The 12283-nt window shown below is 76.1% G+C and carries 10 protein-coding genes and 1 pseudogene; 7 read left to right on the top strand and 4 right to left on the bottom strand.

Annotation, left to right across the window (positions count from 1 at the left end; genetic code table 11):
- Positions 1 to 247: 247 nt before the first annotated feature.
- Together AB5J87_RS02635 and AB5J87_RS02630 are read left to right on the top strand one after the other, a co-directional pair.
- Positions 248 to 703 (top strand): hypothetical protein, encoded by a 456-nt coding sequence (locus AB5J87_RS02635; RefSeq protein ID WP_369373451.1) that lies wholly within the window; start codon positions 248 to 250, stop codon positions 701 to 703.
- A gap of 95 nt (positions 704 to 798) precedes the next feature.
- Entirely contained in the window at positions 799 to 2781 is a 1983-nt protein-coding gene (locus AB5J87_RS02630) for a prolyl oligopeptidase family serine peptidase (protein WP_369373449.1), read from the top strand.
- Positions 2782 to 2792: 11 nt separating this feature from the next.
- Here the strand turns inward: AB5J87_RS02630 and AB5J87_RS02625 are convergent, their stop codons facing one another.
- Genes AB5J87_RS02625 through AB5J87_RS02615 form a run of 3 tightly spaced genes read right to left on the bottom strand, consistent with a single transcriptional unit; the run spans position 2793 to position 4359 of the window.
- The gene (locus AB5J87_RS02625) at positions 2793 to 3662 is read right to left on the bottom strand and encodes a DUF3592 domain-containing protein (RefSeq protein WP_369373447.1); all 870 of its coding nucleotides are present in this window, start codon (positions 3660 to 3662) and stop codon (positions 2793 to 2795) included.
- Positions 3659 to 3940: a hypothetical protein gene (locus AB5J87_RS02620; protein ID WP_369373445.1), complete on the bottom strand. Its 282-nt coding sequence runs from the start codon at positions 3938 to 3940 to the stop codon at positions 3659 to 3661. Before AB5J87_RS02620 ends, AB5J87_RS02625 begins: the two co-directional genes overlap by 4 nt.
- Positions 3937 to 4359 carry a hypothetical protein gene (locus AB5J87_RS02615; RefSeq protein ID WP_369373443.1) on the bottom strand — a complete coding sequence of 141 codons (423 nt, stop codon included), beginning with the start codon at positions 4357 to 4359 and terminating at the stop codon, positions 3937 to 3939. Before AB5J87_RS02615 ends, AB5J87_RS02620 begins: the two co-directional genes overlap by 4 nt.
- Positions 4360 to 4521: 162 nt before the next feature.
- On the opposite strand from AB5J87_RS02615, the gene AB5J87_RS02610 reads away from it, so the two are divergent.
- Genes AB5J87_RS02610 through AB5J87_RS02600 form a run of 3 tightly spaced genes read left to right on the top strand, consistent with a single transcriptional unit; the run spans position 4522 to position 10036 of the window.
- Entirely contained in the window at positions 4522 to 5892 is a 1371-nt protein-coding gene (locus AB5J87_RS02610) for a hypothetical protein (RefSeq protein WP_369373441.1), read from the top strand.
- A complete protein-coding gene (locus tag AB5J87_RS02605; RefSeq protein ID WP_369373439.1) occupies positions 5892 to 7169 on the top strand; it encodes a hypothetical protein in 1278 nt (425 codons plus the stop codon). The genes AB5J87_RS02610 and AB5J87_RS02605 overlap by 1 nt, the downstream gene beginning before the upstream one ends.
- 2 nt (positions 7170 to 7171) lie before the next feature.
- Positions 7172 to 10036 (top strand): CHAT domain-containing protein, encoded by a 2865-nt coding sequence (locus AB5J87_RS02600; protein WP_369373437.1) that lies wholly within the window; start codon positions 7172 to 7174, stop codon positions 10034 to 10036.
- A gap of 42 nt (positions 10037 to 10078) precedes the next feature.
- Here the strand turns inward: AB5J87_RS02600 and AB5J87_RS02595 are convergent, their stop codons facing one another.
- Positions 10079 to 11014, bottom strand: a complete 936-nt coding sequence (locus tag AB5J87_RS02595) for a GDSL-type esterase/lipase family protein (protein ID WP_369373435.1) — start codon at positions 11012 to 11014, stop codon at positions 10079 to 10081.
- A gap of 191 nt (positions 11015 to 11205) precedes the next feature.
- On the opposite strand from AB5J87_RS02595, the pseudogene AB5J87_RS02590 reads away from it, so the two are divergent.
- Together AB5J87_RS02590 and AB5J87_RS02585 are read left to right on the top strand one after the other, a co-directional pair.
- Positions 11206 to 11604, top strand: a pseudogene (locus AB5J87_RS02590) (GNAT family N-acetyltransferase); the annotation flags it as partial.
- Positions 11605 to 11695: 91 nt separating this feature from the next.
- Positions 11696 to 12262, top strand: a complete 567-nt coding sequence (locus AB5J87_RS02585; RefSeq protein ID WP_369373433.1) for a PadR family transcriptional regulator — start codon at positions 11696 to 11698, stop codon at positions 12260 to 12262.
- Positions 12263 to 12283 lie beyond the last annotated feature (21 nt).

Raw genomic sequence — 12283 nt, 5'->3', positions numbered from 1 at the left:
TCCGGACGCCGGTCGGACGCTACCGGGCAACCCGGAATCCGGGAAGTGTGGGCCGGGGATTTCTGGGTAGGGGGCGCACTGTCCGAGAACGTCCAACCGCGCCCACCGCGGACGGCCGACTCGCCGCAGGCCGCACTCCGGCCTCGACCCCCCGCCGCCCAGCGGTTGGCCTGACCGCCACAGAGCGGTCAACCGAGATCAGGGGGTACACGCAATGGGCACTGAGTCCCGACGGACCTCCCGGCCCGTGACCGAGGCGACTGCCAAGGCATGCAAGACGGCAGCGTGGGACTGTCAGACGCACGACTTCATGGGGTCGCCGCAGACGGTGATCGACAACTTGACGGCGCTGCCCGACGAACTCGTCGGCCGCCGGGTCTACCTGCTCATGGTCCAGGGGGACGGCCGCTCCGAGGCCCGTGTCTTCGAGCGCTTCAACCTCGAAGACACCGAGAGCACGGTCTCCAGCTGGCCCGAGAAGGACATCCCCGGGCTGGTCACCCAGATCAGCGAAGTCCTGGTCGCCAACCGCGGCGTGCACTGCCCGGGCGAGCAGGTCAAGGCGACCCTGCAGAGCGAACGCGAGATCCACGTCGGTGCGCCCGCGACCGCGCCCAGGACCGCGGCCGAGGCGTTCGGTCCGGTTCTCGACGGGTTCCGTGACGACACGTTCGTCCGGGCCACCGTGATGGTCCTCTGCTGACCGGCACACCCCAGACGAGGACGGCCGCCCAGCCGACCGTCCTCGTCGACTCGTGCCGCACCCGGGAGAGCCGGCCGCCGCACCCAGGAGAGCCCATGGACCCGTCCCGCAGCTCCGCCCCCCTCCCGTACGGAAGCTGGCCCTCGCCCATCGACGCCGCGACCGTGGCCCGGGCCCGGACCGGCCTGGACTTCCCCCTGGCGGCCGACGGCCATGTGTGGTGGCAGGAGGCGCTGCCGGACGAGGACGGCCGTACCACCGTCGTCGAACACACCCCGCAGGGCGGCAGCCGCGCCCTCCTGGCGGCGCCCTGGGACGTCCGCAGCCGTGTCCACGAGTACGGCGGCCTCTCCTATCTGCCCGTCGGGTCGCCCGCGGACGCGAGCCGGCAGATCGTCTTCGTCCACCTTCCCGACCAGCGGATCTACCGCACCGAGCCGGACGGCCGCCCGCCGCGCCCGCTCACCCCGTGCCCGGCCGCGCCCGCCGCGCTGCGCTACGCGGACTTCGCGCTCGCCGCCGACGGCCACGAGGTGTACTGCGTGCGCGAGACGCACGGCGAGGCGGGCGCGATCACCCGGGCGATCGTGGCCGTACCGCTGGACGGATCCGCCGCCGAGGACCCGGCGGCCGTCCGTGAACTCGCCGTCGGCGCCGACTTCTTCGCCCACCCCACCCCCTCGCCCGACGGCCGCCGACTGGCCTGGATCACCTGGAACCACCCCGACATGCCCTGGGACGCCACCGAGTTGAGGGTCGGACCGGTGGACGCGGCCGGTCCCACCACCGGCCGGACGGTCCTGGGCGGCGGCGCCCGGGAGGCCGTCCAGGCGCCCTGCTGGCGCGACGCCCACGCCCTCTACGCCGTCTCCGACCGCTCGGGCTGGTGGAACCTGTACGAGGTGGACCCCGACGGGGAGCTCCCGCCCCGCGCGCTGCGTCCGGCGGCCGAGGAGTTCGCGGCGCCGCTGTGGGAGCTGGGCGGGCGCCCCTTCGCCCAGCTCGCCGACGGGCGTCTCGCGGTGGTGCACGGCCGGGGCGACCAGCGGCTCGCGCTGCTCGACCCCAAGGACGGCACCCTGACCGACGTCGACTGCGGATACGCCGTGTTCGCCCCGGCGCTCTGCGCCGACCGGAACACCGTCGTCGGCCTGGCCGGGGGACCGGCGCGGCCCCTCTGTGTCGTACGCCTGGACACCGGTGCCCAGGGAGCGGTGGAGGAGCTGCGCCGCGAACTCGACGACCCGCCCGACCCGGCGTACCTGCCGGTCCCGCGCGCGACCACGTTCCACGACGCCGCGGGCCAGGTCGTCCACGCCACGCTCCACCCGCCGTCCCACCCGAGCGCCCACGGGCCCGAGGGCGAGCCGCCGCCGTACATCGTGTGGGTCCACGGCGGGCCCACCGGCAACGAGTCCGCGGTGCTCGACCTCTCCAAGGCGTACTTCACCAGCCGGGGCATCGGCGTCGTCGCGGTGGAGTACGGCGGCTCCAGCGGGTACGGGCGCGCCTACCGCGAGCGGCTCAAGGGGCGCTGGGGGGTGGTCGACGTCGCCGACGTCGTCCTGGCCGCCCGCACCCTCGCCGCCCGGGGCGAGGCCGACGGCGACCGGCTGGCGGTGCGCGGGCCCTCGGCGGGCGGCTGGACGGCGCTGGCCGCCGTCACGACGGGCCTCGCCGCGCACGGCGTGGTGTTCCGGGCGGCGACCTCGTACTTCGGCGTCACGGATCCACGGCTGCTCGTCGCCCAGCTGCACGACTTCGAGTCGCGCTATCTCGACGGGCTCGTGGGGCCGCTGCCCGGGGCGGACGCGGTCTACCGCGAGCGTTCCCCGCTCGGCCATGTCGGGGCCGGTACCTGTCCGGTCCTGCTGCTCCAGGGGAAGGACGATCCCGTGGTGCCGCCGCGGCAGGCCGAGATCCTGGTGCGGGAGCTGGAGGCGCACGGCATCGACCACGTCCACCTGGCCTTCGAGGGAGAGTCCCACGGCTTCCGCAGGGCCGCGACCGTGATCACCGCACTGGAGGCCGAACTCGCATTCTACGCCCGGACCTTGGGGTTCGAGACGGCCGACTGACCCGCCGCGCGTCAGCGGGTGCGCCACCACAGCGTGAGCGCACCCGTCGCCGTCGAGGCCGAGCCGAGGACGAGCAGGACGACGATCGCGGCGACGGTCCGCCGGTTGCTGCGGCGGTCGGCGGCCCGGTCGGGGGTGTAGACGGTGGGGTCGGCGGGACAGTAGTGGACGGTGAGCTCGCGGCCGAGGGAGCCGGCCGGGTCGGTGACGCCGTGCTCGGCCAGGACGGTGACGTCGGTGCCCTCCGTGGTGGTGAAGGCGATGACGGGGGTGTGGCTGACGAACTCGTCGCCGTCCGCGTCGGTGTAGACGTCCTTGGTGACGGCCACCACCCGGGCCGGAACGGCGGCGCCGGACGCCAGCCGCGCGTCGCGGGCGCGCGCGTCGCGGATGTCGCGGCTGGCCGCCGCTGCCGCCGTCACCAAGGCGCCGAAGCCGAGCAGGGCCCAGGGGTAGCCCCAGAGCACGATCGCGTGGATCACCAGTCCGACCAGGAGCAGCGCGACCGCGCAGTCGGGGCCGCCGCGCCCGCTCCGGCGGCCCGCGACCGGGACCACGATCCGGAACAGGTCGGGCCGTCCGCGCGGATGGCGCACCGCCAGCTCCCGCCCGACCCACGCCTCCTCGACCGAGTCGCCGTGCTTGCCGGTGTTCGCCAGACGGGACTCCGCGCCGGTGACCGGGTTCCGGAACGCGACCGTCACCGGTATCCCGCCCTGCCGCGAGTCGCCGTGCGCGAGCCGCCCGACCTCGACGATGCGCGCGGTCACCCACACCGCCCGCTGGGTCCGGGTCAGCCCGGCCAGCGACATCCCGTACCCGAGCAGCGCGACCGCGGCGGGCACCGTCCACCACAGCTCCAGCACCCCGGTCACGCTCATCCCGGGCCCCGCCCCTCGGCCACGCTCCGCGCGATCCGGTCCGCCAGGGCCCGCAGAGCGGGCAGCCGCTGCTCGTCGTAGGGGATGCTGTGGCGCCGGCCGCTCCTGACGGTGATCGCCAGCCGGCGGAACCGGCCGGTGGTGAAGTCCAGCCGGGGCCCCTCCCACACGTGGTAGCGGGCGTCGTCGACATAGCCGAACACCTCCAGGACCCGGCCGTCGAAGGCGAGCAGCACGGTGTCGCTCGCCGGGGCCTCGTACCGGTCCGTCCCGCTCACGGCGCCACACCGTCCCCGGCGTAGAGGTAGCCGCCCGGCCGGGCGGGGTCGGCGATCAGCAGGACCTGGTCACCGGCGCGGGGGATCCGCAGCTTGGAGACGATCGTCCGCAGGGCGACCGGGTCGGCGGCGCCGGACGGCTGGAGGACCAGGTCGACGACCGGGTCGAAGTTGACCAGGCGGCCGGTGTCGGCGATCGACACCACGGCGGCGGGCACGGTCGGCGCGCCCGAGGCGAGCAACTGCCGCACGTCCAGGCCGGAGTGGTACGCCCCGATCGACTGCTGGACGCGGGAGAAGTCCTCGGAGCCGAGGAACGCGCGGGTGGCGCGGCCGTAGAAGCCCTTGCCCTCGGCGACCTGGCCGACGATGTCGGCGGCCCGCTCCTCGCGGCTCCTGCGGTTCTTGAAGATTCCCATGGTGTTCCTCCCCTGACGGTGGCGTCTGACGGTGCGTGCGGGGGCGACGCGGTCGTGGCGAGCGCGCCGCCGTCCTGCCCGATGGTGGGGACGCTAGGCGGTCGCGGTCGCCTACCGATCCCAGGTTCGTACGCCCGTTCCCGCCCGGCGTACGCTCCTCCCATGCCGCCCCCGAGCCAGCCGACCGGCGAGCGCCTGCCGCGCGCCCTGGTGATCGACCGCGCCTGGCGCGCCCTGGGAAGCGGCCTGGAGTCGCTGAGCGGGCCCGGCGGCGCGCCGCTGACCCGCACGGTCAAGCTGATCGTGCTGCCGCTCGTGGTCCGGCCCGCGCTGCGGCCCGAGCTCGCGGCGGACTTCCTCGGGCCGGGGCAGAGCGAGCACCTGGACGCGCTGATCCGGGAGTCCGGAGCGCGCCTGACGGCTACGGCACGGTGGTTCACCCTGCTGAAGAAGGCCCGCCGGACGCTGGGCATCGTGCAGGGCCACCCGCAGGACCTGTACTTCCAGCGCTGCTTCGAGCTGGCCGCCGAGCACGGGGCGCCCCCGGCCGGTGCGCAGGAGCTGGCGGCGGCCGTGGTCGAGGAGATCGCGGACACGGCCGACGGCCGCACGGTGGACGCGCTGAAGGACCACCTGGCCGACGCGGACCGCTCGGCGCGGCTCGACCGGGAGCTCGCCGCCGCCTGGGAGAACCGCCCCCGCGACCCGGGCGCGGACGACGCGGCCACGGCGGTCGCCTCGGCGGCGGAACTCCTTGAGGCATGCGGCGCGCCGGACGGGGCGCCCGCCCCGGACACGTACGCGGCCGTCGTCGCGGCGGGCCACGGCGGGCGGTTCGGCCGGGCCCTGTGGGGCAGCGAGAGCGCCGTCTGGGGGTGCGACGGCCCGCCGGCCCACCTCGGACTGACCGCGCGCCGCAGGCCACCGCGCCCGGAGGTCGGCTGGGGCGCGTCCACGGCCACGCTGCCCGCGCCCCTGGACCGCACGCTCTTCGAGCGGCTCTTCGTGGTCCTCCAGTCCTCGGCCCGGCGCGAGGAACTTCCCGCCGTGCCGGGCCTGGTCGAGCGGGAGACCGGCCGCAGCTGCGCCCCGCTCGGCCTGTACGACGAGAGCCTGCGCGTCGCCGTGGTCCTCGGCGGTCAACTGGCCGTCGGCCTGGACCCGTTGGGCACGGGCCGGGGCGTGGGCCCCACCGCGGCCCACCGGGCGGTCAACGGCCGCTGGCGGCGGGAGGCTTCGGTCCTGCGCGCCCGCAGGATGACCGTGTCCCCGCACCCGGATCCGGACGGCGGCGTCCTCGACGCGCTCGCCCGGGACCTGCGCACCCCCTGGGCCGCCTACATGCGGCGGCTGTGGGTGCGTCTGCACGGGCGGGACGTGCGCGACGCGCCGCTGACGGACCTCGCGTCGGCCTGGGCGGTGCTCGACGGCGTGGCCCGCTCGGTGATGATGGACCACCGCGCCCGGGTCCGCTCGGCCCTGCGCAACCTGGGAACCGCGACCGCCGCGGCGGACGAGCCGAGGAGCGCGTGATGACGCCGACCGCCGGGTACGCCGACGTCGTACGGGACGCGGACGGCGCGGTCCGGATCACCGCCGCGCCCGTGCCGTCCGGCCCCGAACTCCCTTCGCCCGCGCCCGACTTCGCGCAGACCGTGCTCGATGTCGCGGGCGCGGTCCTGGCCTGGCCGCTGATGGAGGCAGGAGGTCCGCCGTCGGCGCGGATCCATGACCCGGGGCGGGCCCAGCAGTGGCTGTGGGCGGTGTACGGCGAGCGCGTCGCCGCCGCCGTGCACGACCTCACCGCGGCGGACGGGCCCTCGCGCGTACCGGTGGCGGCCGGAGCCCTCGCGGGCGCCGCCGCCCGGCTGGGCCTCGGGCACTGGGCGCTGCGCTGGTGGCCCGCCTCGGGCATCGACGCGATCGCGGCGCTGGCACCGGATCTGCTCGGCCTGGAGGTGGCCGCGCTCACCCACCACTGCCACCAGCTCTTCGACGACGGCGCCGATCAGCCCGACGACTGCGCGGCCGAGCTGATCGAGGAGCATGAGGCGGGCCTCGACCCGCTGATCCGGTGGTGGCGCACGGGGATCGGGCCGACGGGCGCGGCGGACCGGGTGGCCGACGTGCTGCGGCTGCTGGACGACGCGGCCGACAGCGCCGGACTGGACGGCCCCGGGCCGCGCCATCTGCGGGCCCAGCTGGAACGGAACCACCAGGTCGATGCGCACCTCGACCTGGGCGCCCTGTTCGCGCGGCCCGGCGGCTACGCCCTCGCGGCGGGCCGTCGGCCGGACCCGGGCGGGCGGACGATCGCCCGGGGGACCGGGGCCAACGACTGGCACCGCTACCCGCCCGGCCTTCTCGACTCGGCCGAGACCGCCGTGTCCTGGGCGGCCCACGCGCTCGGCGCGCGGCGGGAGATCGAGGTCGAGGCCCTCGCCCACCCGGCGGCGCCCACGGCCGCCGTGCCCCTGGCCGCCGAAGTCCGCGTCGACGGCCGCCGCCCGCTGCGGGTTCCCCTCGTTCGCGGGGCGGACAGCTGGGGCGGCCGGGCGGAGCTGGAACTGGCGGACGGGGCCGGGCCGGTGCGCATCGAGGTCGGCGTCCTGCTGCCCGGCTTCGACCCGGGCCCGGACGACCCCGCCGGGACGGCCGCCCGCGCCGCCCGTGACGCGGTCCGCGAACTGGCCCGGCGGCGGCTGAGTGCCGCGGCCGGTCCGGTGCCTTCCGACGGCTCGGCGCACCACACCCCGGGGACCCCGTTCCTCGCCGAGACCGTCGCCGCCGCCACCGACGAGGACTACTGACCGTGCCGGACATCGAGGAGCGGGCCGTGACCCCGCTGTACGGAGAGCCGTTCGACAGCGGGTTCGCCCGGGCCGAGGCGCACCAGCGGGCGGCCGACCTCTGGGCGGCGTGCGCCGTCTACGAGGAACTGCTGGTGCTGGCCGAGCCGTTGGAGGACTCGCCCGACGTACGGTTCCTGCGGGCGCACCTGCTGTCCGACCTCGCGAGCGTCCGGCTCGCCGCCACCGACGTGGCCGCCGCCGAGGACGCCGTCGAGCGCTCCCGGGCGCTTCTCGACGACATCGCGACCGCGCCCATGGGACCGCGCGGACGCCAGCTGTGGCTGGAGACCCTCCTCAAGACGCTGATCGCCCGGGCCGATCTGCTGCGCCGCGCCGGACGCCTGGACGAGGCGCTGGCCGCGCTCGACGAAGCGGCGCTGACGCTCACGGAGTTCGCGGACCCGGAAGGTCTGCGCACGGCCGAGCTCGGGCTGAACCGGGTGCATCTGCTGATGGAGCGGGCCGAGTGGGGAGCGGCGGAGGAGCACGCGTCGGCGCTGCTTTCGACGATGCCGGGGGCCGTGGTGGAGGCCGTGCCCCGGCTGCTGACCGCCCTCGGCCTGATCTGCGCCTCGACGGGCCGCTTCGAACCGGCCGAGGACTTCTTCGCCCGCGCCGAGGACGGCTTGCGGGCGCTGGGGGACACCGGTGAGGTGCGGGCGCTGGTGGCGCACCGGGCGTACGCCGCGATGCGCCGGGGTGAACTCGGCCTGGCGGAAGAGCTGTTCGCCCAGGCGTCCGTCTTCTTCGAGCGGCACCACCGCTTCGGCGACCTCGCCGTGTGCGAACAGGCCCGCGCCTTCCTCGCCGGCCGGCGCGGCGATCCGGCCCGCGCGGGCACGCTGGCGGACGCGAGCCTGGCCCGGTTCGAGCGGCTCGGCGCCGCGATCGCCGCCGCCGACACCAGACTCCTGGGCGCCCAGCACGCGTACGACCGGGGCGATCTCGCCGAGACGCGGCGGCTGGCCGAGCAGGCCCGCGCGGTGTACCAGGAGCGGGAGGTGTACGAGCGGTGCGCCCAGGTCGACCTCGTGCTCGCCCGCCTCCTTGAGGACGGTCTGAACCGGGCGGGTCACGGTGAGCACGAGCGGCAGCTGCTCGACACCGCCCTCGCGCTCGCCCTGCCCGCGGCGCTGGCCCTGGAAGCCGCGCGCTACGGCTTCGCGACCGCCCACGCGCGCAGCCAGTGGCTGGAACTGGCAGACGAGGCCATGCGGTTGGCGTTCCGGATCGCGGTGCGCCGGGGCGACCAGGGGCTCCTCTTCGAGCTGGTGGAACACCGCTGTGCGGGCGCCTCCCTGGCCCTGGACCGTACGGCGTCGGTCCGGGCGGAGGGCGCCTCCTCGTTCTTCCCGGGCGCGGGCGCCAAGGCGTACGGGAGCGGCCCGGTGACGCTCGGGGGCGTGGCGGCCGGGGCGGCGGCCTCGGCCGGGCTGCGCGTCGCACCGCCGCCCAGGGTGCGGATGGCGCCGGAGTCCGGCCGGGTCGCGCTCCAGGAGTACATCGGGGCCGCCGAGTCCCGCTACCGGCGGCGGATCGTGAACGAGGAGGAGGTGCCGTTCTGGAGCACCGACGACCTGCCGGGCCGCCCCGTCGTCCAGATCCGCCTCGCCGACGCCGGTGATCTGTTCATGACGTGGACATGGGCGGGCGGGGCGCGCGGGTTCGGCACGGGGCAGGGCCCCGCCGCCGAGGTGGACCGGGCCGTGGCGGCGCTGGCCGACGCGCTGCCCGGTCCGGGCGAGGGGGAGGAGGGGATGCGGCGGGCCTTCGAGTCGGGCGCGTTCGCCGACCCCCGGCGCGAGGAGCGGCTCGCCCACCTGCTGGCCGAGGCGCTGTGGCCGCCGGGTCTGACGGACCAGATCCGCCAGGTCTCGGCGCGGGCGGGCCGTCCGCTGGTACGGATCCAGCCCTCGCCCCGGGTCGCCCAAGTGCCGTGGGAGCTGCTCGCGGTGGCCGAGGGCGTCCGGCTCGTCGACCTGGCGGACGTCGTGACCACGGCGCCCGCGTCCCTGCGGCGCCAGGCCGTGCGCCGGGCCGACGAGCCGGACGCCGAAGGAGTCGTCCTGGTCCTCGACCCGCGCGTCCCCGGCTTCCGCGCCGACTCGCCGCTCGGCTCGGTCCTGGGGCCGCCGGGCTCGGACCCGGAGCTGCTGGAGCTCGTCCGGCGCCACGCGGACACGGCCGTGCCGTCCGTCGCCGCCCCCGAACAGGCGCTGCGCCGCACCGACCTGGACCGGGAGTGGCTGGGCGAGGCGCTGCGCGGAGGGGCGCGCCGGCTCCTGTACGTGGGGCATGTGAGCGGGGCGCCGGTCGAGGGCGGCCAGAGCGAGGACGGCGCCCTCCATCTGTGCTGCGGCGCCGATACGCGCGGTCTGGCCGAGCCGGTACGCACCCATCGGCCGCTGTCGGCCAGGGACCTCCTGCTCGGCACGCTGCCGCTGCGCGCCGACGGGGAGTGTGGCGGACGGCTCTGGCCCGCCCCGCGCCGGGTCGCCCTGATCGGCTGCGAGAGCGGCGGCGACCTGCGGTTCGCCGAGTCGTTCGGGCTGGCGGCGGCGATGCTCCACAACGGCGCCGAACTGGTCACCGCCACCCGCTGGGTGCTGCCCACGAGCTTCGCCTTCCACCGCCTCGCCGGGCTGCCCCCGGCCGTACGGCCGCTGACGGAGGCGGTCCTCGCCGTGGACGCCGCCCACGAGGACGGCGACCCGGTGGGGTGCCTCAACCGCTGGCAGCGCGGGCAGCTCGACCGCTGGCGCGCCGACGGCCGGATCGAGCACGCGCCGCTGCTGTGGGCGGCGTTGACCTCCCTCGTCGTCTGAGGGCCGGAGCTGCCGGGAGGGGTACCGGGCGCGGCGGCCGGGTCAGCGGGCGAAGGAGGTGAGGTGCCGGTGGAGCTCCTGGTGGCCCGCCGCGTCGGGGTGCAGACCGTCGACGAGCAGGTCGGCGCGCTTGCGCAGGGGCTCCCACAGGTCGAGGAAGTCGACGTGGTTCCGCGCGCACCAGGACCGTACGCACGCGCGCAGGGCCAGCGCCCGCTCCTCGGTGAACCGCAGCCCGTAGTAGTCGCCGGTGCGCTCCTCGTCGAGCCAGGCCGGTCCCACGACGACCAGCCGCGCGTCGTGGCCGAGGGCCGTGGCGGCGAGCGCGGCGAGGTGGTCCGGCACGCGCGCGAGCGCGTCGTCGCCGGCCGGTGCGCCGACGGGCAGCGCCGAGTCGTTGATCCCGGCCGCGACCAGCAGGGTGTCGGGGAGTCGGGGCGCCAGTACGCCGGGGGTCTGGTCGCGGACGTCGAGCAGGGTGCTGCCGGGGATGGCCAGGTTGAAGACCCGGTTGCCCTCCTCGTCGGCGGCGATGTGTTCCGCCGCCAGGCGGCCCGCCCAGCCGCCGCTCGGGTCGCAGCGCCCGTAGGCGATGCTGTCGCCGACGATCACGATGCGGGCCGCCGCGCGCAGCGGCTCGGCGTCGAGGTAGGCCCAGGCGGTCTCGCCGGAGGTGAGCCGCACCCGGCGGCGGGCGTAGTCGTCCACCTCGTAGGCGTCGGCCGCGGCGAGCTCCTCGTCGGTGAGGCGCAGTACTGCGCCCTCGACGACGGAGCCGTACGCGCGCCGCAGCGTGAGGTGCACGTCGAGGCCGCTGGTGGCGATCACGGCCGGGTCGGTGATCGTCAGCGGCCGGGTCGCGTATCCGGTGAGCGAGGCGGCGGAGGTGGGCACGGCCCGGCCGAAGAGCGCGGCCTGGACCTGCCCGTCCATCAGGGTGCCGAAGGAGAACAGGGTGTGCGGGCGGGGCGCGGTCACGGGGGTGCGGGGCCTTTCTCGAATGATCTGTCGGCTCACCCTAACGGCCCGCTCCGGCCCTCTGACCAGCGACTGCCGGTACGGACGGGAGCGGGAGGCGTGTCCGGCCCCCGCCGCCGGAACAGGGTCAGTGCGGGGCGCGTCCGGCCCGAACCGGCGGGCGGACCGGGCGGGTTGGCCCGGCCCCGGTGGCGGCGTTCTGGGTGCCGCCGCGGGCGCAGGAGAAGGCGGTGCCCGACGCCGACACCATCGGGGAACTGCTCGGCATGCTCGGTGACCGGGCCGGACTGTTCCGGGACGCGGTCGAGACGGCCGCCGGGCACACCCCTCGGGAGCCGCACTGGTCGCTGGCCCTGATCGGCGCCGACCCGGCCGCCCAGGGACAGGGGCACGGGGCGGCCCTGCTGCGCTCGGGTCTGGCCAAGGCCGACGCGGCGGGCGTGCCGGTCCATCTGGAGTCCTCCAAGCCCGCCAACCTCCCCTTCTACGAGCACTTCGGCTTCACCGTGCGCGAGGAGGTGCCGCTGCCGGGCGACGGCCCCGTGCTGTGGACGATGTGGCGCGAACCGCGCCCGGTCAGCGGGGCGTAGGGGGCCGCCGGAGCCGTGCGCCCGGGTGAGCCGGGTCTCACTCGGGCGGTGCGGCTTGTCTATGCAACTAGTTGCATAGAAGGATCGCGGCATGGCGCTCGAACACGCGATCCTCGTGTCCCTGCTGGAGCAGCCGGGCTCAGGGTACGAGCTGGCCCGGCGGTTCGACCGGTCCATCGGCTACTTCTGGACGGCGACGCACCAGCAGATCTACCGCGTGCTCAAGCGCATGGAGCACGACGGCATGCTCGCCGTGCGCGAGATCGCCCAGGAGGGGCGGCCGGACAAGAAGGAGTACTCCGTCGCCGCCCCCGGCCGCGACGCGCTCACCCGGTGGCTGCACGAGCCGATCGAGCCCGAGAGCCTGCGCCACGACCTCGCCGTGAAGATCCGCGGCGCGGCCTTCGACGATCCGGCCGCCGTGATCCAGGAGGTCGAACGGCACCGCCGGGCCCACCGCGACCGGCTGGACCGCTATCTCGCGGGCGAGCGGCGCGACTTCACCGGGCCCCACGCGCCCGCCCCGCTCGACACCGGTCAGGAGCTCCAGCACGTCGTGCTGCGCGGCGGCATCGCCTACGAGCGGATGACCATCGCCTGGCTCGACGACGTGCTCGCCACCGTCCGCCGTCTGTCCTCTCCGCCCCCGCCCGCCTGATCCGCCGCGCGCCCCACCGGC

The organism is Streptomyces sp. cg36, assembly GCF_041080675.1.
GTDB lineage: Bacteria > Actinomycetota > Actinomycetes > Streptomycetales > Streptomycetaceae > Streptomyces.
This window is presented reverse-complemented; position numbering and strand designations above follow the sequence as displayed.